Annotated in this window: 17 protein-coding genes and 1 pseudogene; 8 read left to right on the top strand and 10 right to left on the bottom strand. The window is 39.8% G+C overall.

What is annotated here, in order from left to right; all coding sequences use genetic code 11:
- Nucleotides 1-31 precede the first annotated feature (31 nt).
- Complete coding sequence (locus tag H6A61_RS03980) at nucleotides 32-1,210, bottom strand: ATP-binding protein (protein ID WP_154044866.1); 1,179 nt, start codon at nucleotides 1,208-1,210, stop codon at nucleotides 32-34.
- 115 nt (nucleotides 1,211-1,325) lie between these two features.
- Here H6A61_RS03980 and H6A61_RS03975 point away from each other — a divergent pair, with 115 nt between their 5' ends.
- A complete protein-coding gene (locus tag H6A61_RS03975; RefSeq protein WP_204391189.1) occupies nucleotides 1,326-2,504 on the top strand; it encodes a hypothetical protein in 1,179 nt (392 codons plus the stop codon).
- Here the strand turns inward: H6A61_RS03975 and H6A61_RS03970 are convergent.
- From H6A61_RS03970 to H6A61_RS03940, 7 genes are all read right to left on the bottom strand, one after another.
- Nucleotides 2,467-3,957: a S41 family peptidase gene (locus H6A61_RS03970; RefSeq protein ID WP_204391187.1), complete on the bottom strand. Its 1,491-nt coding sequence runs from the start codon at nucleotides 3,955-3,957 to the stop codon at nucleotides 2,467-2,469. The genes H6A61_RS03975 and H6A61_RS03970 overlap by 38 nt on opposite strands.
- A gap of 237 nt (nucleotides 3,958-4,194) precedes the next feature.
- Nucleotides 4,195-4,800, bottom strand: a complete 606-nt coding sequence (locus H6A61_RS03965) for a hypothetical protein (protein WP_204391185.1) — start codon at nucleotides 4,798-4,800, stop codon at nucleotides 4,195-4,197.
- A 60-nt stretch (nucleotides 4,801-4,860) separates the two neighbouring features.
- Nucleotides 4,861-6,591 carry an ABC transporter ATP-binding protein gene (locus H6A61_RS03960; RefSeq protein WP_204391183.1) on the bottom strand — a complete coding sequence of 577 codons (1,731 nt, stop codon included), beginning with the start codon at nucleotides 6,589-6,591 and terminating at the stop codon, nucleotides 4,861-4,863.
- Between the two features lie 8 nt (nucleotides 6,592-6,599).
- Nucleotides 6,600-7,220, bottom strand: a complete 621-nt coding sequence (locus tag H6A61_RS03955) for a class I SAM-dependent methyltransferase (protein ID WP_204391181.1) — start codon at nucleotides 7,218-7,220, stop codon at nucleotides 6,600-6,602.
- A gap of 7 nt (nucleotides 7,221-7,227) precedes the next feature.
- Nucleotides 7,228-9,030, bottom strand: a complete 1,803-nt coding sequence (locus H6A61_RS03950) for an ABC transporter ATP-binding protein (protein ID WP_204391179.1) — start codon at nucleotides 9,028-9,030, stop codon at nucleotides 7,228-7,230.
- A gap of 10 nt (nucleotides 9,031-9,040) precedes the next feature.
- On the bottom strand, nucleotides 9,041-9,862 hold the full coding sequence (locus H6A61_RS03945) for a class I SAM-dependent methyltransferase (RefSeq protein ID WP_204391177.1): 822 nt from the start codon (nucleotides 9,860-9,862) through the stop codon (nucleotides 9,041-9,043).
- A 130-nt stretch (nucleotides 9,863-9,992) separates the two neighbouring features.
- Entirely contained in the window at nucleotides 9,993-10,604 is a 612-nt protein-coding gene (locus H6A61_RS03940) for a TetR/AcrR family transcriptional regulator (protein ID WP_025277673.1), read from the bottom strand.
- Nucleotides 10,605-10,874: 270 nt separating this feature from the next.
- Here H6A61_RS03940 and H6A61_RS03935 point away from each other — a divergent pair, with 270 nt between their 5' ends.
- From H6A61_RS03935 to H6A61_RS03920, 3 genes and pseudogenes are all read left to right on the top strand, one after another.
- Nucleotides 10,875-11,585: a response regulator transcription factor gene (locus H6A61_RS03935; RefSeq protein WP_204391176.1), complete on the top strand. Its 711-nt coding sequence runs from the start codon at nucleotides 10,875-10,877 to the stop codon at nucleotides 11,583-11,585.
- A 277-nt stretch (nucleotides 11,586-11,862) separates the two neighbouring features.
- Nucleotides 11,863-14,196 carry a glycoside hydrolase family 20 protein gene (locus tag H6A61_RS03930; RefSeq protein WP_204391174.1) on the top strand — a complete coding sequence of 778 codons (2,334 nt, stop codon included), beginning with the start codon at nucleotides 11,863-11,865 and terminating at the stop codon, nucleotides 14,194-14,196.
- Nucleotides 14,197-14,346: 150 nt separating this feature from the next.
- Nucleotides 14,347-16,376 (top strand): annotated as a pseudogene (locus H6A61_RS03920) (glycoside hydrolase family 20 protein).
- An 86-nt stretch (nucleotides 16,377-16,462) separates the two neighbouring features.
- On the opposite strand, the gene H6A61_RS03915 reads toward H6A61_RS03920, so the two are convergent.
- Nucleotides 16,463-17,404, bottom strand: coding sequence for an NAD(P)H-dependent flavin oxidoreductase (locus H6A61_RS03915; protein WP_204391170.1), 942 nt, complete (start codon nucleotides 17,402-17,404; stop codon nucleotides 16,463-16,465).
- A gap of 9 nt (nucleotides 17,405-17,413) precedes the next feature.
- Entirely contained in the window at nucleotides 17,414-20,188 is a 2,775-nt protein-coding gene (locus tag H6A61_RS15915; protein ID WP_239469099.1) for a DNA methyltransferase, read from the bottom strand.
- A gap of 231 nt (nucleotides 20,189-20,419) precedes the next feature.
- On the opposite strand from H6A61_RS15915, the gene H6A61_RS03905 reads away from it, so the two are divergent.
- The 4 genes from H6A61_RS03905 (at nucleotide 20,420) to H6A61_RS03890 (ending at nucleotide 24,471) form a co-directional block, all read left to right on the top strand.
- Entirely contained in the window at nucleotides 20,420-21,790 is a 1,371-nt protein-coding gene (locus H6A61_RS03905; protein WP_204391163.1) for a S8 family peptidase, read from the top strand.
- Nucleotides 21,791-21,795: 5 nt separating this feature from the next.
- Nucleotides 21,796-23,094 carry an exodeoxyribonuclease VII large subunit gene (gene xseA / locus H6A61_RS03900; protein ID WP_204391268.1) on the top strand — a complete coding sequence of 433 codons (1,299 nt, stop codon included), beginning with the start codon at nucleotides 21,796-21,798 and terminating at the stop codon, nucleotides 23,092-23,094.
- Nucleotides 23,095-23,103: 9 nt separating this feature from the next.
- On the top strand, nucleotides 23,104-23,313 hold the full coding sequence (gene xseB, locus H6A61_RS03895; protein WP_154045054.1) for an exodeoxyribonuclease VII small subunit: 210 nt from the start codon (nucleotides 23,104-23,106) through the stop codon (nucleotides 23,311-23,313).
- A gap of 138 nt (nucleotides 23,314-23,451) precedes the next feature.
- The gene (locus H6A61_RS03890; protein ID WP_204391161.1) at nucleotides 23,452-24,471 is read left to right on the top strand and encodes a branched-chain amino acid aminotransferase; all 1,020 of its coding nucleotides are present in this window, start codon (nucleotides 23,452-23,454) and stop codon (nucleotides 24,469-24,471) included.
- Nucleotides 24,472-24,676: the final 205 nt, after the last annotated feature.

Genomic DNA, 24,676 nt, shown 5'->3' with positions numbered 1-24,676 from the left:
ATAATTAGTTAATAAGAACTTGTATTCTCGTTTAATATAAGAATCCGAACATCCATAACGGAATCTGGTTACCATGTCCCAGTTCCAATTTGTGCATTGCGTAATATACGTTCGGGTTAGTTTTGAACTTACTTCCTTCGGCGCATATTCTGAAATGCAGGTCATTGTCAACAAGGAAAGATGTTCCCTTGTCTCCCTTGTTTATCTTGTGATCTTTCCACAGAGAGTTAACAAAGAATGTTTCCAATACATCCTGCTCTTCCACTTTCACCGGATAAATGCTATACATCAGACTGGTGTTGTGCATCATGATTTTTGCAGGTTTCTTCGGGAATGATTCTCCTTTAGGGTAAACCATGTTTATCAGTCTTGCATCAGCCAGATATTTGATATAGTTCATTACCGTTGCGCGTGAAGTCTGTATCTCTTCTGCCAGTTGGCTTACGTTGGGTGCTCCCGGTCCGTCAACCGCCAGTAAATATAGTAATTTTTTTATTTTCGAGAGATATTTCAGCTCAATTTGTTTTATTAATAATATATCCACTTCCACCATCATGTTCATTGTTTTCAGCAGATTTTCTGAGAAATTCCTTTTTTCAAGGAAGAACGGATAGAATCCATGATGTATATAATCCTGCAGATATTGTGTAGGATTGACATGCGGAAGTATGGTTTTTGCTATATGCTCGTGGTTGTTCAGTATTTCCTCCAAAGTATATTTGGAGAAATTGTTGCCAGTCTGTAGATTTAGGAATTCACGGAATGAAAATCCTCTGAGGTTATACGATTTCACTATACCGTTAAGTTCTGGATTTTCTTCCTTAAGTCTCATTACCGACGAACCCGTAAATACGATTTTCAAGTTCGGAAACTTTTCATAACATGTACGCAGGGCGACACTCCAATCGGGCAATTTGAATACCTGGTCTATGAGAAGTACTTTTCCACCACGCTTTATGAAATCGGCAGCAAAGTCAACCAGACTGGTCTGCGAGAAGTAAAAGTTATTCATGTTTACATAAAGGCAAGAACGGTCCAAACCAAACTTTTCTTTTGCATATTGCAGAAGGAAAGTAGTTTTTCCTACTCCTCTAGTACCTTTGATACCAATCAAGCGTGCGCTCCAGTCTATTTCGTCCATAAGATCTCTGCGTACGGGAGCATTGGTATGCTCAACCAAATAAGAATGTGTTCTATAAAAAGCCTCCATGAATATATTCTTTACTTTGGTGCAAATATACGAATAGTTCATAATATTGCAAACTAGACATAGCAAAAATTATTTTTTTAGTATATCTTTGTAGATAAATTTCTGTGAAGATACGATGGAAAAGCAGTTGTACATATTCAATCCTTGGCACGACATGGCCTTGGCTAATTTCACTCCATATTTTAAAGTATCATCGGAAATACTTCGCATGAGTTGCGATTTGTGTTTCCTTCCTGTATGGTATGCTCCTGATGATGCATATATTAGAATTTACGATACCGATACGGCTGAAACTTTTATTTCCCAAGTATCTGAGTTCGGAAGATTTGAGAAGTCAAGATTTGTTGAAAATGGTTTTGCATGCGATATTGTGCCTTGGGGATGGAGTCCTTCTTTAGTACATACGCTTGTTAAAGACGGGGTTGACAGCTGTTTTTTGCCAACTCATGAGACGCTGGATAAAATACGTTTCCTGTCAGGCAGGCAGAGGTGTGTAGATGTATTGTCAGAACTTTCCGTTGTTGAATCTACATGTGGAAAGGCCTTTTGCTGTTACAGCATGGAAGATGTGAAAAACTATCTTCAGATATACGGCAAACTTATACTTAAATCTCCATGGTCTGGTAGTGGTAGAGGTCTTTGTCGTGTATCTCCAGATGTATGGAGTAAAAATATTGAAGGGTGGATTTCACGTATTCTTCGCACCCAAGGATGTGTGATGGCAGAACCTATATATAATAAGGCGTGCGATTTTGCAATGGAATTCTATTCTTCTCCCGAGGGTAGTGTGTCTTTTGCCGGCTATTCATTGTTTGAGACTGATGCGTTTGGCAATTATAAGCAGAATTTATTATTGTCTGATGATGAGATAGAAACACGTTTGCTTTCTTACAATATTTCGTTTGACACACTGCGTGAAGTGCGCAGGCGACTGATTGATATATTCAATAATATGATAGCAGGGGCTTATACCGGTTATTTTGGAGTGGATATGATGTTGTGTTTTCAAGATGAAGAGATGTTGTTGCATCCATGCGTAGAAATAAATATGAGGATGAATATGGGTGTCGTGTCACGCATCATTTATGACAGATACCTATCTTCATCCTCACATGGCTATTTTGTTACAGAACATTATAATTCAGATGGTGAAGCTCTGCAGTCTCATCGGAAAATGTTGTCCGAGCAACATTTGGTTCTCGATTCCGATGGTCGTATCAAAAGCGGATATCTCACTCTTACTCCTGTTCTGTCTTCTACTCGATATCAGGCATACGTGATTGTGAAGGAATGATGATTCTTCTTCCGAAGTTTGCCTTTTTAGGAGTTTCTATTGCCTTCAGATCAGCAGTATGTGTTTCTTGCGTTCTTGATGCTGGATATACTTTCCCGGCTTTTTCAAGTGCTACTCTTAGCATAGCTTCGTTTTCGTCACCAAGTTGATATGTTTCCAAAGGGTTGTCTTTTACTTCTGCTTCTACATTAGGTTTAAGCCCGTTTGGCATACAAGGTGTTTCGTCTTTTACATTTTTATATATGCTAACCATAACATAAATACCCCAGTCTTTTATAACCTGTGGAACTTTATCGTATGCGTCTTCTGCGGCAAGCATCCATCCAGTGCAATATTTACCGTGCGACTGCTCACCTATAAGTTCAATATCCATATATGGCATTAATCCTGACAGAAGAGCTTCCGAAGCTGACGCACTGTTGCCTGTTATGATACCATAGATTTTTTCCAGACCTATGTTTGCATCTTTTGTGCTTACATTCAAGTCTATATCTTTATAATTATATTCTGTTTGGAATCTTGTGATGGTAGAAATACCTTCCTGTTCATAGTACTTTGTAAAGAATTCATTATAATCTTCTTTTTCGAAAACATCTTTATTTGTTACATTAACCTGTGGGGCGAACATTGATGCCAAAACATTTTCGGTAATTACATATCCTCCTCCATTATATCTGAGGTCCAGAATTAGTTCTTTTATACCCTCGTTCTTGAATTCCTTACATATGTTTATAAGTTCAGGGATGGATTTCAAGTCAAAGCTGCTGTATGCCAGATATCCCACTTTCTTACCATCTAAATTATATACTGAGTCGCACAGAATGGGATTCTCATACATCTTTACCGCTTCCAATGACAATTCGGTAGTTGGTGTTATAGTATAACCATCCAGTTTTGCCATTGAAAGTTTTATTTGAGAAGAGTAAAACAGATCAAGGTAATTTTCTGTAGTAAGTGTTTTACCATCTATTTTATATATCAAATCTCCTCTTTTAATTCCTGCTTTTTCAGCAGGACTGTTTTCCGATACAAATGCTACAGCAGCTATAACTTTGTTGGAATTTTCACTCAACAAATAAACTTTGGGAGTATATCCGTATGTAGTAGTAACCCCTTCTACACTGCTTGTAAACTCGTCCATGTTGTCAGTCAGCATAGTCCATTTGTCAATCTCATTAGTTCCGTCGTGATATCGTATTTTTTCTACAGTTGCTATTGGGTCACTATTCTTTTCCGGATCAAGCTGGTTAAGATCTTTTGAAATCTCCTCGTTCCAGTAATAATATATTTCCAATGCTTCTCTTGCGAATCTGTTTGCATACCTGGTTTCTTCTGTGATTTTTGATTTATCACCCGAATTGTCACTGTTTCCTTCTTCTTTTGTACATCCTGTGATAACATATCCTGAAATTATTAAGCAGGACAATGTGAGTTTAAGTCTGTTTAAGTCCATAGTTTCTCTTTTTTAAGATTATTAGTTTACTTAGATTACAAATCTAAATAAAAAACTGTTTTTTGTGCAATTTATACAGTAAAAAAACTATTTTTTTTCTAGTATTCCAAATCTATTTTTAAATGTGCGCACATTTAACTTAAAACGTACGTTCATTCGATTTAAAACGTGCGCACGTTTAAGGTAAAACATGCGCACGTTTTTTAGGGGATATAAAATCGAATAGAAATCCAATTTTTATTCAAAATCACTTTGTTGTTTCTCAACCTCTTTAAGTCTTAATCGGCTAAGTTCTTGCTGAAGTTTTTTTATCTCTTCTTCGCAATTGCTCTTTCCTTCGGAAATAGATTTATTTATCATTTTATCACCTTCCTGTAATAAAGAAAGTTCATTCTTGTCTGCAATAATCCTATGTTTTGAATCAATTGTTTTGATTATAAGTTCGGCAGATAATGGAGTGTGAATACCTTCGAACACTACAGAAGCCTTTATCTTTATCTTACCGGCATTAGTATTGGCACGAACCAATACAGGAGCAGTTCCCCATTGTACCTGACGCGGGTTAGTGAAAGTGGCATTGTCTGCAACAAGTTCACCGTTGCCTTCAATATCGAACTTAATGTGGTAATTGTTCAGGCGCTTGATGTTGCCTTTGTCATCAGCTACAGCTGCAACAACTGTAACCAAATCAGAACCGTTTGCTTCTAAATTCATATTTTCATTGTCTGCCCATAAGATGAGTTTAGAAGGACGACGTGTAGGCATCACTTTATGAGTGGCTACAACCTTACCATCTATCAGACCTTCTGCAAGCAGATAAGAGTTATTATGTTTATCCAACATATAAGATGGACTGAAAAGGAAGTATTAAAACATTAATTCCATTTTCAGTCCATTTTACAATTACAGTTTCCAGCCGGAAATGCTTTCTTGAATATTCCATAAATGAGCGTACAGCCCTTCATTTCGGACAAGGTCATCATGTGTGCCTTCTTCCTTTATCCGTCCGTTGTCCAAGACAATAATCTGGTCGGCATCCTTGATAGTTTTAAGCCTGTGGGCAATGGCGATAACGGTACGTCCCTTGATTAACGAATCGATTGCTTTCTGTACTTCCACTTCATTTTCGGGGTCAAGTGAGGCGGTCGCTTCATCAAGCAGGATGATTTGTGCGTCTTTCAGCATGGCACGGGCTATGGATATGCGTTGCTTTTCTCCGCCCGAAAGGGTACACCCTCCTTCGCCTACCAAGGTGTCATATCCTTTGGGCAACCGCATGATGAAATCATGGCAACAGGCTTTTTTAGCTGCGGCTATAATTTCTTCTTCCGTCGCGTCAGTTTTACCAAAGCGGATATTATTGCGTATGGTGTCCTGAAACAGATAGACATCCTGAAATACCATAGAGATGTGGCTCATCAGACTTTCTGGATTTATCTCATTCATCGGAACACCATTGAAAAAGATACATCCTTTCTGTGGGTCGTAGAAACGGGCGCAAAGCTTCATCACCGTACTTTTCCCGCTTCCCGAAGGTCCGACAAGAGCCGTCAAGGAGTTTTTCGGGAGCGTAATGTTTATATCATGCAACACTTCCTTGTCTTGATAGGCAAACGATACGTGTTCAAACCGGATGTCGCCTGCTGCCGGGGATTGCCGTTCTCCTTTCATCTCCGGCTCGTTCATCAAGGAAAGGATGCGTCCACCGGCAATGGAAAAATAGCGGAACTCGGTAAAGTTTGTCAGTGCGGAAGTCAGCGGGTCGAACACACGAGAACCGACTACAAGGAATAGCACGAATACAAGGATTGAAAGTTGCCCTCCCAACAGAAGGTAAGTTCCACATAGCACCATCATTGTCAGCCCGGCACGTACTAAAGTGATGCTCAACAAGACGAATGGGCCTAACAAGGCCTCCTGACGGATGCAAGCACGGCGAAGTTCCGCAAAAGCATCGCGCAACCTAACAAAGCGGTCACCTATCAGATTGTACGCTTTCATTACACGAATACCCTGTAAGTATTCTTCCAGCCGATTTCCAGCATTTATTTTTGCTTGAATTTGCCTGCCGCTTAACTTCCGCTGTGCCTTTGTGCTTGCCCACAGGACGAGCAAGGCAAGCGGCAAGGCGGCAAACATACTGACCGCCATCCTCCAATCTATCCATACAAGCGAAGCAAAAGCCAGTACGGGCATGACTATGGCACCCATAAGTTGGGGCAGGTGGTGCGAAATTCCGGTTTCTGCCATCATGAAGTCCGTAACAAGCATAGACGACAAATCACCCGGATCACGTTTCGACAAAAAGCCCAACGATAGTTTCCGCAAGTGCTCCGCCAGCGACAAACGCCCGGAAGCACTCATTTCGTATGCTCCTCTAAAATTGGCTCGGTAGGATGCCCGTTCTGCCAAAGCCATGACCAGCATATAAACAGCCATAATGCCGAATATCCACCACAGGCGGGTCGTGTCAAGCGGCTGTCCGCTCCCGTCAAATGCACTGAAAATGATACGTATCGCTTCTATAGAAAGACAAAACGGTACTATATTCACTAAGTTGGCAAGCATGGTGTAACCCACCGGCTTGTAAAGTCTTTCCGTGTGACCTATTGTAATATTCTTTATTGCATTCATATCTTATTTTATTTATATGCTATAATATGTATTTCTTCCTTTTTACGGATTGTTCTGATGGATGAAAATCCGGCTTCATGCAACCGCTCTTCCAATTCTGCCGGAGTATAGACAACCATACCGTCTATCCGTTCCGTCCACATTTCTCCAAGTTCGGGGTCGCTCGCTTCCAGACTAATAAGGAAACAACCTCCTTCTCGGAGAACACGCGCCACTTCAGACAACGCAATGTTTACAGGCGACCAAAAATAGACCGTTTCAAAAGCCGTGATAGCATTAAAGAATCCATCCTCATAAGGTAATGAACAAACATTCCCTTGTTGTATGAAACATCTTTTATTCAAGTCTTTTTCGTTATACTTTTGGGCGAATGAAACACTTTCTTCTGACAGGTCTATGCCATAGATATTTCCTTTTGGACATAAATTCAATAAACGTTTCAAATTCGCACCACCGCCACAGCCTATATCAAGAACATTCCAATTCGGCTGCCATTCCACTTGCTTCATGCCACGATTAGCTAAAGATGCATGAAAACAATTCATTCCTCGCAAAATCATCCGTCCCCAAAATCCTTGCGGACAACTTGTGTTTTGCAAGACCTTGTTTAAGAAATTCTTCTTTCTCATATTGCTTTTAGTTTTTGTTCAACGTCCAATGGTATGCGCTCGTATAGGCATCCCACATGTTTTTATATACACCCTCCGTCGCAGACAATTGTTCATGCCTTCCGCATTGCACAATGCTTCCTTCTTTCATGACGACAATCTGATGCGCAGAAATAATGGAAGAAAGGCGATGGGCAATCACAATGACCGTCTTGTCCTTTATCAGCGACTGCAAAGCCATCTGCATTTTATGCTCGTTTTCAGGGTCAGCGAAAGCAGTCGCTTCGTCCAACACCAGTATCGGAGCATTCTTCAATATGGCACGAGCCACACATATCCGTTGGGCTTCACCGCCGGACAGGAATACACCTTTATCGCCTATCCTTGTTTCGTAGCCTTGCGGCAAACGCTCTATGAAATCGTGGCATTGGGCAGCTTTCGCAGCGGCTATCACCTTTTCTTTCGTGGCATCAGGAGAGCCTACGGCGATGTTCTCATATAATGTGTCGTAAAAAAGGAAAGTGTCTTGAAATACAAATGAAACCATGTCCATCAGTTTTGCCGTATCTATCTGACGAATGTCAATACCTCCTATACAAATTTCCCCTTGCTCCACATCCCAGAACCGGGGTATTAGGTTGGCAACCGTTGATTTTCCGCTTCCTGAAGGACCGACAAGGGCGGTTATCTTTCCTTGTGGAGCTTTGAAGCTGACATCACGCAAGGCTTCCGTTCGTGTTCCCTGTTCCGTGTTTTCGTAGGAGAATGACACATGGCGAAATTCCACATCGTAAGCGGCAGGCACTTGCGGATGTACCGGCTCCGGCACAGGTTTCTTTTCAAGTATGCGGTCGATACGGTTTACACCTTCATCGATGTCGCGCGTATTACCTCCCAAGAATGTCAGTTTATAAACGGGGGAAGCCATACCCGGTCCCATGATAATGAAGAACAGCCATACTACCGCCAATGACAAGGATTGCGGACTGGCTTGCATCAGCAAGATGCCCATAGGAAGAATAAACGTTACCATCGAATTGAGCAAGACGGTAAAGGCAATCATCCCGTTCTGGTAGGTGTCACAGCATTTCAAGGCGAATGTCTTGTATGCCTGAATCTCGGCATTGAACTGACGGAACGAACGGACGCTTTGCCCGAATATCTTGACGACGGGCATTCCCCGTACATACTGCACGGCGGACGCGCTCATCTTTTCCTGCGCATCGTAATAGATGGCCATGAACTCCCTTGCCCTTTTTCCCATGAAATTGGAAAATTGCAGGAATAAGCTAAGCACCACAACGGCCAGGCACACGACTGTCAGCCACACATCCAGCGAGAAAAAGATGACCAGCATTACCACTACCGTTGCCATTACATTGACCAAATCCGGAATGGTATGGGCGATGAAGCCCTCTATTTTCTCGATATTCTGGTCCATTGTTTTCTTGATGGCTCCCGTAGAGGTATTGTTCAAATATCCCAAAGGCAGTTTGCCGATATGTTCAGACAGACGGACACGCAACCCATACAAGATACGGAATGCAGCCACATGTGAGGACATCAGGGCGGCATAGAGCAATATCAATCCGCCAACAAGCCCTCCAAATGCAATCCATCCCCAACGCATCATGTCCGTTCCGTCCAAAGCGGAAAGATTGGAGCCATTCGACAGCAACTCTTTCAAAATTTCATAAACTGCCCAATAAGGCACAAGCATACACACCGCGCTGCCAGCCGACAGCAGACCTGCTAATATAAGCAGACCTTTCCTTTGTCCCGCTATCTCGAACAGACGGGACAAACCTTTTTTCTTTTTTGATTTTTCCATTGTTATTACGCTATTTTGATGTGATTTTATATCCGAGCAATGAACTGAATTTGTAGCAGAGCCAAGGGATGCGCCCCAATATCTGCCCGAAGAAGAATCCCCAGCGTGAACGGAAGAACTTCATATAGTTAGCCTGTTCAATGAGCTTTAAAGACGGTTCCCATTGTTCCACCACATACCCGTTGCTTATGCCGGAACGGATTTGAGCCTCGTGTTTGCGGAGCGAATCGGGCTTCACACCATGTCGGCTCATTATCGTGCCGCACACGTCAAACCACAATTCACCTCCCCCGAAACGGTTTGCCACGTGATGCAGGAAGGATTTTACTTGCTTCTCGTAGAAGTACATCAGTACCCCCTCCACGATGAAGATAAATTCTGCTTCGGGGTGCTTCCGGCGCAGGTCATCCATCCAGTCGGTCTCCAACAAAGACGCTTCAATATAGACATTGTCCGGCTGTTCGGGTATCAATTCCCGGCGTAGAGCAATGACCTCAGGCAAATCCAAATCATAAAAGACTGCTTTCTGACTTCCGATACGCTGGAAACGGGTATCCAGTCCACATCCCACATTGACCACGACCGGATGCGAATGTGCTTTAATAAATCGGCGCACAGCGCAGTCAAAATACCATCCACGCACCACGCATCCCACTTCGCTCAACTTTGCCCCGTCGAACTTGGAATAATCGTATTCCAAACTGTCCGCCAGCCATTCCGCAGCCTTGTCATATAGAATGGGATTATTCCGGCGACTTTCTTTGGCTCTCATGTATAGCGGAATAAGCAATGTTTCCGCTACAATACTCTTAAACTTGTATTTCTGTCTCATATTTTTGGAGTGTTTAATAGTGAACGATATTCAGAATTGTTCATAAAAAAAGGAGGAAACCTCCGTGAAGATTTCCTCCTTACCAACCGTTCTGATGCGGTTGAATGTTCGTATGTACGTTGTCTGTATCTCATATCTTGATAATAGCCCTCCAACCTTGGATTTCAAACAGAATATAATCGTGCAAAATAGCCTCCATCTCTTGCCTGGGTACGGAATGCATCAATAGCTCCTCGAACATCGTGAACATCCATACCGTATGCAAATGAATGATAAAATCGGACACAGCCGTATTGATTTCGGGATGTTTCCGCTGCATGGACGCGAACCACGCCTTAACCAATTCCGTGGAACGGTCGGTATAATTCTCACGGAAGCGTTCCAATGAAGAACCTTGCGCACGGAACAACAGTATTTCCATTAGCGAACGGTGTTTGTCTATAAGCGAAACATATTCATCAATGCAGGATTTCAGGTATTTTTCCGACCGCATCATCATAATATCTTCGCCCCGTATGCCGTGGTGTTCTTGCAGCATGGCTTCCAAAGCGCACAAAACAGGACGGACCACTTCATGGAATAATTCATCTTTGCTTGTGAAGTAGTTATAGATATTCCCGACACCAACCCCAGCTAACTCCGCTATTTCGCGCATGGAAGTTTTGGAATAGCCTTTCTTCTCGAATTGCTGCCTGGCAATCGTCAATATCCGACCACGTATGTCCTCTTTCAGCACTTGCATTTATAATGAACAATGTTTCTGATTTTGTTTCTGCAAATGTACGGGGCTTAAATTTATCCGGCAATACCTATTTTTAGGGATTTTACAATATCCAATATATACTTTGGACTTTATTTTATGTAAGCGTAAATAAGAAGTAGAATAGTGTAAAATATAAAAAAGGACATCATAATTTTCGTCCAAAAACTTGATAGCCAAATACCTTCATTCTTTTGAAGGTGTTTGGCTAACTTTTTACTATGTTCCTCCAAAAGTTTTTTCTCTGCCTTGATGTTGAATGGTAAGTTTAAAACCATACTTACAGCTTCTAATGGTGTTGAGGCTTTAAATGTTATATCACGAAATATGCCTAGTATAATAGTCAGCGATGTCATGATGCCTGAAATGGATGGATATGAATTATGTAGTAGGATAAAGAAAAACAAAGATATGTGCCATATACCGGTAATTTTACTTACTGCAAGGGATGATGAACATAGTAAGAAAAGAGGATATGAAGTTGGTGCTGATACATATATTTCCAAACCTTTCGATATCGAGACTCTGTTAGAAGTGATTAAGGGGTTGCTTAGAAACAGAAAACAGACAAAACAGTTTTATATGAATTTTTCTGCAGTTCCTGAAATGGAAAACAAGAACTTGGGCAATGCCGATGAAATATTTATAAAGAAACTTAATGAGGTTATAAAAGAGAATATCAGTAATCCGGATCTTGATATAAACCTAATAAGCGCATCTATAGGAATGAGCAGAACCTCTTTCTATAATAAATTGAAATCAGTGACAGATGTAAGTGGTAGTGAGTATATAAATAGAATTAGGCTGGAATATGCAATGAATCTTATAAAATCAACAGACCTTAGTTTTACCGAAATATCTGAGATGTCCGGATTTACTTCTTCTAAGTATTTCAGTACAATATTCAAACAGTATATTGGTATGACGCCTACTCAATTCAGGAGTAAAGAGAGAGAGGCATAGTGGTAATGTGTTTCAGAATATAATGATTTGAGCAAAATGTAATCATTAGATGATAATGAGTATGCTGTTTAATTTAATAAACGGCAGGGCATTGTAATGTTAAGTTTTGGAGAGTTCATATATTGAAAATTTCTTAAAATAATTTTTGATTAAAATCGTATTTTATAAAATACGTTCTAAAATATGGACTTTCAGAAAGTTTTTACTACTTTTATTTCTATTACGCAATTTATCTATATTCTGAAAGACATTTTTTACCAACTTTAATATAATCAACATGAAATCAATCATTAAAACCAGTTTACTGGGATTGACGTTTGCTGGTGTGATATTCTCATCTTGCACGTCCGGAGAAACAGCAAAAGCTGACTATCAAGTAGTACCAATACCTCTGGAAATTTCTGCTGTTCAGCAGTCTCCTTTTTTACTTAAGAATGGTGTCAGTATTTATTATACCGCCGGAAATGAGAAGATGAAGCGGAATGCGGAATTCTTGGCTTCATATATCAGGGAACAGACAGGTATAGAACTTAAAACTCAGGAAGGTGAGGGAAAGAGTGGAGGAATATCTCTTCAACTTGGCTTGGATAATGCAAATCCTGAAGCTTATCAGTTGAAAGTTACAGGAGATAATGTCGTGATAAGTGCGCCGACAGAGGCCGGTGTATTCTACGGAATACAGACTTTGCGTAAATCAGTTTCTGTAAATAAAGCATCTGCAATAGAACTTCCTGCCGTTGACATTGTAGATAAACCAAGGTTCAGTTATCGTGGAATGATGCTGGATGTTGGTCGCCATTTCTTTACGATGGATGAAATAAAGACTTATATTGATATTCTGGCACTTCATAATATCAACCGTTTCCACTGGCATTTGTCCGAAGATCAGGGATGGCGTATAGAAATAAAGAAATATCCAAAACTTACTGAGGTTGGTGCCTACCGTAAAGAAACTGTTATTGGACGTAATTCAGGTAAATATGATGGAAAACCATACGGAGGTTTCTATACTCAGGAGCAGGCAAAGGAGATTGTGGACTATGCAGCAAAGAGATATATCACAGTAATTCCTGAAATAGATCTTCCAGGTCATATGCTTGGAGCGTTGGCTGCATATCCTGAACTGGGATGTACTGGAGGACCGTACGAAGTGTGGACACAATGGGGAGTTTCGGACAATGTTCTTTGTGCCGGAAATGACAAGACTATAGAGTTTATAAAGGATGTATTGGCTGAAATCATTGAGATATTCCCTTCTGAATATATACATGTAGGTGGTGATGAATGTCCTAAGATACAGTGGGCAAAATGTCCTAAATGTCAGGCAAGAATTAAGGCTTTAGGACTGAAGACAGATAAAAAGCATACAAAAGAAGAGCGCTTGCAGAGTTATGTCATACATGAAGCTGAAGAATTCTTGAATTCAAAAGGACGTCAGATGATTGGTTGGGACGAAACTCTTGAAGGTGGTCTTGCTCCTAACGCTACAGTAATGTCATGGCGCGGTGAAGGTGGTGGTATTGAAGCTGCCAAACAGAAACATAATGTTATCATGACTCCTAATACATATTTGTATTTTGACTATTACCAGTCTAAAGATACAGATACTGAGCCTTTGGCTATAGGTGGATACCTTCCTATGGAGCGTGTTTACAGCTATGAGCCTATGCCTTCTTCACTTACTCCTGAGGAACAGAAATATATCATTGGAGTACAGGCTAATCTTTGGACAGAATATATTCCTGTTTTCAGTCAGGCCGAATATATGGTACTTCCTCGTATGGCTGCACTTTGCGAGTCTCAATGGTGTGCTCCTGAAAAGAAGAATTATGATGAGTTCCTTAAGAGACTGGTGAGACTTGTTGATATTTATGAACTTAATGGATGGAATTATGCAAAACATATATTCGATGTGATGCTGACTCTTACTCCTGATATGGAAAGTGGTACGCTTGATGCATCAGTACGTACATTGGATAATGCTCCTGTTTATTATACTTTGGATGGAACTGAGCCTACAGAGCAGTCTCAGCTTTACACTGATGTGGTGAAAATAAACAAGCCTTGTGTATTGAGAACAGTTGCTATACGTCCTAACGGAAAATCTCATGTCACTACAGATACTATTACTTTCAGCAAATCATCTATGAAGCCTATAACAATGCTTCAGCCTATTAACAAGCAGTATAAATTCACAGGTGAAACTGTATTGGTTGATGGTATGACCGGCAATATGAATTATAAGACAGGCCGTTGGCTGGGATTTTATAAGAACGATTTGGAAGCTGTAATTGATTTGAAGGATATTACGGAAATATCCTCATTAAGGATACGTACACTCGTTGAAAAAGGTGACTGGATTTTTGATACAAGAGGTATTACTGTCTCTGTTTCGGATGACAACAAGACTTTCAAGGAGGTGTATTCAGAATCTTATCCGGCAATGAAGGAAACTGATGCGAATAAGATTTATGTTCATCATCTTAAATTCTCTCCTGTCAAGACCCGTTACGTCAGGGTTAAGGCATTGGCAGAACACAGCATACCTTCATGGCATGGTGGAAAGGGAAATCCTGGTTTCTTGTTTGTAGATGAACTTACAATAGAATAACATTATTCATTTTATTATGGGGTAAAGAGTGGTAGTTTGTTATGTAGCATTCTTTACCTCATTTTTTTGATTAGAAAAATACCTAAACTAACTTATATGAATCTAAAGAAAAAAATCTCATTTATTTGCTTCTCAGCTTTGGCAGTGCTTATGTTGATGAATCAGATGTCATGTGCGGAGAAAGTTGTTGATGGGAAGTTGTCGGTAACTCCGGTTCCTTCTGAAGTAAAATGGCATAATGGAGCATTCAAGCTTAATTCTTCTACTACATTTACTGTTGATGCTCCGTAGATTGACAAGAGTAATCTTACTTCTTATTTTCTTGCTTCACCTTTGAATATAAAATCATCTGATACAGAAGAAGGTGATAATCGGATTTTATTGAAAGTCGTTCCATCGCTGGATGGTATGACTTCTTCCGAAGGTTATAGACTTTCAGTCGATAGAAAAGGAGTGAAAATTGAAGCTTTGTCCGGAGCCGGATTGTTCTATGGTGTTCAGACACTATTGCAAATGGCAGCTGAGTCTTCGGATATCCCTTTTATAGAAATAAAGGATGAACCACGTTTTCAGTATAGAGGTATGATGCTTGATGTGTCTCACGTCATTTCTATGGTAAAGAGTTTGTAAAGAAGCAGATTGATCTTCTTGCATATTACAAGATAAACCGTCTTCATCTGCATCTCACAGATGCTGCCGGCTGGAGACTTGAAATAAAGAAATACCCACGTCTTACAGAGTTTGCTGCATGGCGTCCACAGACTGTATGGAAAGAGTGGTGGAACGGTGACAGAAAATATTGTGAACAATCAGACCCTAGAGCACAGGGAGGATTTTATACTCAGGATGAAATGCGTGAACTTGTAGAATATGCGGCTCAGAAATATATTACTATTATTCCGGAAATAGAGATGCCTGCACATTCGGAAGAGGTGCTTACTGCATATCCTGAACTGTCGTGCACACATGTTCCATACAAGCAGGCTGATTTCTGTGTAGGTAATGAGAAAGTTTTCGAGTTTCTGGAAAATGTACTTCTCGAAGTGATGGAAATATTCCCTTCCGAGTATATCCATATTGGTGGTGATGAGGCAGGAAAAGCATCCTGGAAAACATGTAAGCTGTGTCAGGCCCGTATGAAAAAGGAAGGGCTGAAGGATGTGAATGAACTTCAGAGTTATATGATACATCGTATGGAGAAATTTTTGAACAGTCATGGACGTAACCTTTTGGGATGGGATGAAATTCTTGAAGGAGGACTTGCTCCGAATGCAACGGTAATGTCATGGAGAGGAACAGAGGGTGGACTAAAAGCTGTTAAGGCTGGTCAGAAAACAATTATGTCCCCCGGACAGTATTGCTATCTTGACGGTTATCAGGATGCGCCGTATTCACAGCCTGAAGCTATTGGTGGATATCTTCCGTTGAGTAAGGTTTATAGCTATAACCCTGTGCCTGATTCTCTTTCAGCTTCTGAAAAAGAACTTATATATGGTGTTCAGGCCAATCTATGGACAGAGTATGTGCCTACTGAAGAACATGTGGAATATATGCTTTATCCGCGAATGATAGCTTTGGCGGAAGTTGCATGGTCCAAACAGGAAAATCGTTCTTGGGATGATTTCCATACACGTGCCTTGAAGATAGTTGATGAACTCAAACAGAAAGGTTATAATCCATTCGACCTGAAAAATGAGATAGGTAACCGTAAAGAGGCTCAGGCTCCTGTAGAACATCTTGCTTTAGGTAAGAAAGTGAAATACAATGCTCCATATTGGAATAACTATCCTGCGAATGGAGAGGCGACCCTTACTGACGGTCTTCGTGGAGGCTGGAATTATAATGACCAGTTATGGCAAGGATTTGTAACAAAGAATAGGGTAGATGTTGTGATTGATTTGGAAAAAGAAACAGAAATACATTCGGTAGCGGCCGACTTTATGCAGATTTTCGGTCCGGAAGTGTTTATGCCTGCCAAGGTTATAATTTCTGTGTCTTCAGACGGTGAGAACTTTACCGTATTGTCTGAAATTGATCATGAAGTTGTGAGAGACGATGAGGTTTCTTTCAAGAACTTCGGCTGGACAGGAACAGCTAATGGCAGATATGTACGTTATCAAGCATTGGCTAGCGATAAGTTTGGTGGGGTACTGTTTACCGATGAAATAGTAGTTAGATAAAGTTTTTTGTTATGTGGCTTTCTGTCTGCAGGTGAGTAGTTCTGCTTTTTTATACTCTACTTACTTGCAAACAGAAAGTCATTTCTTTATATTAATGAAAGATACTTTATGCCTTCATTGTATTCATTTATCATACTCTGTATAACTTCTTCAGCAGAAGGAATGTCGTTTATCAGACACGACACCTGGCCAATTTCAAGTTCACCTGCTGATAAATCACCCTCGAATATACCTTTCATGGCTCTTCCTTTGCCTAAAATTTCTGACAGTTCTTCGGCCGAGGCTCCACGGTTCTCTGCAGCTTCTATTTTACGGTAGAAATCGTTTTTTATCAATCGTGTAGGTACAAGTTTTTTCAAGGCCAGCATAGTATCTCCCTCATTCAGTTCTGTGCACAATTTTTTGAAACTCTCATTAGCCGAACTTTCTTTTGTTATGGCAAACCGTGTTCCTACTTGTACGCCTTCTGCACCTAAAGCGAATGCGGCGAGCATGGCTTCTCCAGTTGCGATACCTCCAGCCGCTATCAAAGGAATGTCCAAGTGTTTTCTGATTTGAGGTATCAGAACCATTGTTGTGGTTTCTTCCTTTCCGTTATGTCCTCCTGCCTCGAAACCTTCTGCCACTACGGCATCTACTCCAGCTTCCTGACATTTAAGTGCAAACCGGGTGCTTGCCACTACGTGAGCGACTTTAATTTTGTTTTCGTGCAGTATGCCAGTCCAAGTTTTCGGGTTTCCGGCAGAAGTGAAAACTATCGGGACTTTTTCTTCTATCACAACCTTTATCAGCTCTTCCGAATATTTTGAAATCAATGGAATGTTTACTCCGAAAGGCTTATCGGTTGCAGCCTTGCATTTCTGGATATGCTCTCTCAAAATTTCAGGATACATTGAGCCTGCACCTATAAGTCCAAGTCCTCCTGCATTGCTTACTGCTGATGCAAGTTCCCATCCACTGCACCAAACCATACCTCCTGAAATGATAGGATATTTTATGCCGAAAAGTTCTGTGATTCTGTTGTTCATAAATATATCTTATTTGTCTTTTAGTATTTTCTGATACATTTTCATTAATTCAGCAACACAATTTGATTCAGTAGTTTCCTTTATAGAAAAACCGTAGGCTTCCATTACAGCCTTATCATTTTGTTGGTGTGCTTTTCTCAGCTCTAAAGGCATGGTTACCTCATTATATAAATCGGAATAAGAACTGTCTGGGTAAAGTTCCCTTGCTTTCAATATAGCCTCTGCGGTTGCTTCTATTTTTGCACGTTGTTTTTCATTAGGTGTTGGCCATGGAAATGTATTATATACTATTTCTTTTGAATATCTATATCTCATTTCTAATCTTCCTGCTACAATACGCATCCAAGCCATGTGAACGTTTGAAGTCAATACCCCGAAATGATATAGTGTTGCGTTAGGTATAATTTGTACAGCATTGCTTGCTATTATATTTTTATCAGCAAATCCTATTGGTATGTATTTTCTGTTTTCAGATGAGACACAAGGAATAATCATGAAATCCGTATCATCAGGTTGTGTTATCTGTGCAAAAAGATGAGGAACTTTGGCATATCCGTTAGTGGTTTTAGCCTTAGACTCAAGTCTGAACTTTTGGACAGCTTCTACCCGGCTATATAATATTTTACTGTTTTTAATGTCTGTAGGAGTTGCTTGTTTCAGCCAAAAACACCATCTCTTTTTCCCTTTTATAAATTCATCTGCACCTATATATGGCCTTAACCATATTTTTGCATGATCTTTATTGTTCAGTATAGCGTCTATTTCGTCTTGATTGACAATCAAGTGTCCTCCATCTCTTGGCTGGTTTCCAAAGTTCATTTTAGGAACATTACAGATAGGAGTCTTTTGTGCCGTAACAAAACGGTCAGGTCCTTGTAAAAGATAAGGACTTATATTATTGACTATTTTATAATTGCCATTACTTGAAAATAACAGTTTTTCTTTTCTCTCAAATTGTGAAAAACTTACTATGATACAATGTACAGCCGCTTTTATTGTAGCTTCACTGTCCCAACGAAAGGTTTGATATGCAAAGTTGATATGAATACCGTAACTATACAATACTCCCCATAAAATTGGAACTTGGGCACCTTGGCATATTGAGTTTGTAGAAACAAAAACCGTTTCAATATTTGTTCCCTGTATATATTCTACAGCCTTTTTATACCAACAAGCTACATAATCCAAGTCTTGTACATCTTTAATGTTGCCGAAAATGAATTTTATGTCTTGTTTTTGTTCACCATTTTGTTCCATTTTTCTAGCCCCGACAAATGGAGGATTTCCTATAATATATGTCAATGCGTTATTTGAAACAACTGTATTCCAGTCTATTCTCAAAGCATTCGCCTCAAATATGTTATTGTATGATTTTAATGGAAGAAAGTCGATATCGTATTGTACAATTTGACTGGTTTCTTTTAACATTTGCGATTCAGCTATCCAAAGAGCTGTTTTTGCTACTGAAACAGCAAAATCATTTATTTCAATGCCATAAAATTGATGTATATTGACCTTAACCGGATCTTTGAACTCTCCAATCATACCTTGACCAAAATACATTATTTTTATTGCTTCATTTTCCAGTCTTCTCAATGAGAGATAAGTTTCAGTAAGGAAATTGCCGGAACCGCAGGCAGGGTCCAGAAAAGTCAAGGATGATAATTTGTTTTGGAACTTTTCAGCTTTTTGCTTGCGAGAATTAAAAGAAGAAATGTTTTTTATTTCTTCTAGTTCTTTTTTAAGTTTGGTAAGGAAAAGAGGGTCTATTACTTTGTGTATGTTTTCTATACTGGTATAATGCATTCCGCCATTATGCCTTGTTTCCGGATTTAATGTACTTTCGAAAACTGCTCCAAAAATAGTAGGTGATATGTCGCTCCAATCAAACTCTTCACTGGCATTTTTTAACAATAATGTGCGTATTTCTTCTGTAATTTGTGGTATCTCAATGTTTTCATCGGCAAATAGTCCGCCGTTAACATAAGGAAATGATTTCAAATCTTCCTCAAGATACGGGTCTCTATCTTCTATTTTCGTATCTAATATTCTAAATAATTCAATAAGTGCTTTTCTTGTGTGTATAGCATCAAAGTGAATTAAATAGTCATAAAATGCATTGTGATGATCAAAAATTCCAGAATCTTCAGCATAAAGACAGAAAACAAGTCGTACACATAACTTGTTTAGGCTTTTCAGAGTTTCAGGGCTTTCAGGGTCTTTGTATTGAGCGAGTAATAAATCATATATTTTTCCTACTAATTCACCTGCTTGTAAAGATACTTCTGTTTCTTTTTTGATATGTTGATTTTCGGTTTCTACAAGAAAATTCAGTCTGTAGAATTCTTTCTTTAAGTCTTTAAGAAGAATTTTTTCAGGTTCTCCATTCGGGCGTTCCATATCGTAAATATAGAACTCAGCAAAATTGCATGTTACAATCCATCTTGGGCGTTCAGAATAAGGAAGTTCTGCAGCATATCTTTTGGCTTGTTGAAAAGGGGTTAGTAAACTGCCGTCACTCTGTTTTATAGGTTTATTTAGATCTTTGCCTATGCCTTTTTGTTCAATAAGTACATGTGTAGAAGGGATGGTTCCATCTATAAAACTTGTATGGTCAATATGTACTTGATCTTCAAATTTTATAAATTTCTCAGGTTCTTTTATCCCAAATACCTTTGATAGTAATGATAACCAAAAAGGTTGGCTTTCTCCTTTTTCATAGCCCCTATTTTCCCAGTCAATAGCAAATTGTTCTGCGGCTTTTATTTGTTCTGAATTTTTCATTTGTATAATATTTAAGTGTAAATATAGGCAATAATATATTATCAAAAAAAAGAAATATATAAAATATTGATATTTGTTTTTTGAAGTGTTGATATGTTTTAAAAAACTCCTTGTCATTTCAATTAAAAAGACAGGAGGTTCTTATTAAAACGACAGGACGTTTTCTGTGTCCCATAATTCTTGTTTCTTATTTATTTGTAATATCTTTGTAACCGATAACACATTAACTCTATGAATTTAAGAACTGTAATATTTTTTTGTACGCTGATTTTCGGCTATTTCCATTCTTTTTCGGAAACATATAAATATCGTGTGACATTGAGAGATAAGTCTGCAACTGCCTATAGCATTGACCGTCCGCAGGAATTTCTGTCCGAACGTGCTTTGGAACGTAGAAATAGGCAGGGGATAGGTATCGACTCTACAGATTTGCCGGTATGCAAAAACTATATTGACCGTTTGGTGGAACAGGGAGGAAAGTATCTGATGCAGAGTAAGTGGAATAATACTGTGCTTATGCTTACTCAGGATGAAGAAACGGCAGAAAGATTCAGACAAAATCCATTTGTTATGGATGTAAAAAAGGTATGGGTTTCACCCGATACTGTTTTTCCAAGAAATAAGGATCGCAAGAAGGAAATAACAAATAAGTGGAAAAAGACAGACGAATATTATGGAGTGGCTGCCAATCAGATAAAGATTCATCACGGCGACAGTCTTCATAATGCCGGTTTCCGTGGAGAAGGTATGCATATAGCGGTTATAGATGCCGGATATTATAATGTGGACAAAATGAAATTTTTCCGTAAGCTTCATATTTTAGGAACAAAGGATTTTGTTAATCCTGAATCTGATATATATGCCGAGCATAACCATGGCTTGAAAGTACTTTCGTGCATGGCTGTAAATATGCCTAGGGTAATGGTTGGTTCTGCTCCTGAAGCTTCTTACTGGCTTCTCAGAAGTGAGGATAATGATACTGAACAGCCGGCAGAGGAAGATTATTGGGCGGCAGCTGTAGAGTTTGCCGACAGTGTAGGTGCAGATGTTGTGAATACTTCACTTGGATATTATTCTTTTGACAATGTGTCCGACAATTACAGATATCGTGATCTTGACGGACGCACTTCGCTTATGTCGCGTTCTGCCAATATCGCTTCTTCTAAGGGAATGCTTATAGTATGTAGTGCAGGAAATTCAGGCTCATCCAGCTGGAAAAAAATTACACCTCCTGGAGATGCTGATGGAGTACTGACAATAGGTGCTGTAAATGCAGACGGTGTGAATGCTGATTTTTCTTCAGTTGGTAATACGGCTGACGGACGTATAAAACCAGATGTAATGGCGGTAGGGTTTCATTCTAGTATAGCAGGACCTAATGGAGGAACATCGTATGGTAATGGAACATCTTTCGCTTCGCCGATATTCTGCGGACTTGTTACATGTCTTTGGCAAGCTTGTCCGTGGCTTACTGTAAAGGAACTTATCGATGTGGTTCACCGTTCTTCTGACAGGTATGATTATCCGGACAATATATTCGGTTATGGAATAACGGATATGTGGAAAGCATACAGAATAGGGCAGGAGATGAAAAGCAAGTAGATATGATGGAAAATGAAGCAATGTCTTTATACGAACTGAATTCTTTGGTTCGACGAGGTCTTCATTCTATTCTGCCTGACGAATATTGGATACAGGCGGAGTTGAGCGATGTGCGCTCAAATTATTCCGGACACTGTTATCTTGAGTTTGTCCAAAAAGATTCTAAAAGCAATGCTTTGATAGCAAAGGCTAGAGGGGTGATTTGGAGTAGTGTTTTCATGCGTTTGCGTCCTTATTTCGAACGGGAAACAGGGCAGGCTTTTGTTTCCGGAATAAAAGTAATGGTGAAGGTTACGGTTGACTTTCACGAATTGTACGGTTTCTCTCTTACTGTTGTTGACATTGATCCTGCATATACTATTGGCGATATGGCGCGCAGGCGAAAGGAAATTCTGAAGCGTCTTGACGAAGAAGGTATCCTGACAATGAACAAAGAGCTTGAAATGCCTGAACCTTTGCAGAGGATAGCTGTTATATCTTCGGCAACTGCAGCCGGATATGGTGATTTCTGTAACCAGTTGCATTCCAACAAGTTCGGTTTTGTGTTTTATACAAAGCTTTTTCCGGCTATAATGCAGGGAGACAGGGTAGAGGAAACCATAATATCATCTCTGGAAAGAATATATTCTGAAATAGATAACTGGGACGTAGTAGTGATAATCCGTGGTGGAGGGGCAACATCTGATTTGTCCGGTTTCGATACATACGATTTGGCTGCTCATTGTGCACAGTTCCCACTACCTATTATAACAGGTATAGGGCACGAACGCGATGATACTGTGATTGATATGGTTTCGCATACAAGGGTAAAGACGCCTACAGCCGCTGCCGAATACATAATAGGCATGATGTTGCAGACGGCAAGCCGACTTGATGATTTGTCGGAACGCCTCCGTAATGAGATACCGGTCATCCTGAATTCGGAATCGGAACGTCTGAACAGACTTGTTGCACGTATTCCGTTGGTGGTACAGTCCAGACTGCAAAGGGAAAATATGCGTTGCGAGCGTATGTATTCGCGTCTGGTAATGTCATGGCAGAAACGTTTTCTGGGAGAACAACATCGTTTGGATGTTTTTCCTCGTCTGTTGATGTATGTTCGTTCCGTTATGGAAAAAGAAACTCATAAGATTGACCTGATGGAGAGAATTCTTAAATCCGCATCTCCGGAACAGCTTTTGAAACGCGGTTATAGTATCACTCTTCTTAATGGAAAGTCAGTGAGGGATGCTTCAAAGATTAAATCCGGTGATGAGGTGGAGACTGTTTTGGCTACAGGAAAATTCAAAAGTATAGTAAAATAAGATATAATTATGGCTGCAAAAAAAGAAACATATACCGAAGCCATGAAGAAGCTTGAAGCGATAGTGGCAAAAATAGAGAGTGGCGAACTGGATATCGACCAGTTGGGAGAAAATCTTCAGGAGGCTCAGAAACTCATAAAGTTCTGCAAGGATAAGCTTTATAAGGCAGACGAAGAAATAAAGAAAATGCTCGATGACGGACATTCGGATGAGGAATGAAAAATGTAAGCAACATGCCGGTATTTAAGGGTTTTGGTCTAAATATTTATTGTAAAAATTGGAATATGTAAATTAAAATCTTACATTTGCCGTCAATGTTATAATATCAGGAACATAAAAATATTAAATAATAAAGTTATGAAAGAAATTGACTGGTCTAATTTGTCGTTCGGTTACATGAAGACAGATTATAATGTACGTTGCTATTATCGCGACGGCAAGTGGGGTGAATTGGAACTTTGTTCGGAAGAAACATTAAATATCCACATGGCAGCAACATGTTTGCACTATGGTCAGGAAGCATTCGAAGGTTTGAAGGCATATCGTGGAAAAGACGGAAAAATACGCGTGTTCCGTCCGCAGGCAAATGCAGAACGTCTTCAAAGTACTTGCAACGGAATCCTTATGCCTGAATTCCCTACAGAACTGTTTTGCGAAGCTGTAAAGAAAGTGGTAAAGGCAAACGAACGTTTCATTCCTCCATATGAGAGCGGTGCTTCGCTTTACATACGTCCGTTGCTTATCGGTACAGGTGCCCAGGTAGGCGTACATCCGGCAAGTGAATATCTTTTCGTAGTATTTGTAACTCCTGTAGGTCCTTATTTCAAAGGTGGTTTTGCTGCTAATCCTTATGTTATAATCCGTCAGTTTGACCGTGCTGCTCCTCTTGGAACAGGAACATTCAAAGTTGGTGGTAACTATGCTGCCAGCCTTCGTGCAAACAAGATGGCTCATGATGCAGGATATGCAAGCGAATTCTACTTGGATGCAAAAGAAAAGAAATATATCGACGAGTGTGGTGCTGCCAATTTCTTCGGTATTAAAAACAATACATATGTGACTCCTCTTTCTACATCAATCCTTCCTTCTATTACAAACAGAAGCCTTATGCAGCTTGCTGAGGATATGGGACTGAAGGTTGAACGTCGTCCTATTGCTGAAGAAGAACTTGAAACGTTTGAGGAAGCCGGAGCATGTGGTACAGCTGCTGTTATCAGCCCTATAGAGCGTATTGATGACCTTGAAAACAATAAATCGTATGTAATAGCCAAGGATGGTAAACCAGGTCCTATAAGCGAAAAATTGTATAACAAGCTTCGTGCTATACAGTATGGTGATGAAGCCGATCCTTATGGATGGGTAATGATTGTCGAATAATTTGAATATTAAGATAATTTGTAACGACCGGATTTGAAAAAGTCCGGTCGTTTTTTTGTATCAGTTTTGCTCATGAAACACCGGTTTATATAAAACAAAGAGGGTGTGTCAAAATGATGCATCCTCTTTTCGTTATATAATCATCGGTTTCTCATTTTTCATAGAGTATGATTTCTATATTTCCGTATTATCCCTATCTCCATGC

The sequence above is a fragment of the Bacteroides caecigallinarum genome, assembly GCF_016901995.1.
Taxonomy (GTDB): domain Bacteria; phylum Bacteroidota; class Bacteroidia; order Bacteroidales; family Bacteroidaceae; genus Phocaeicola; species Phocaeicola cellulolyticus.
This window is presented reverse-complemented; position numbering and strand designations above follow the sequence as displayed.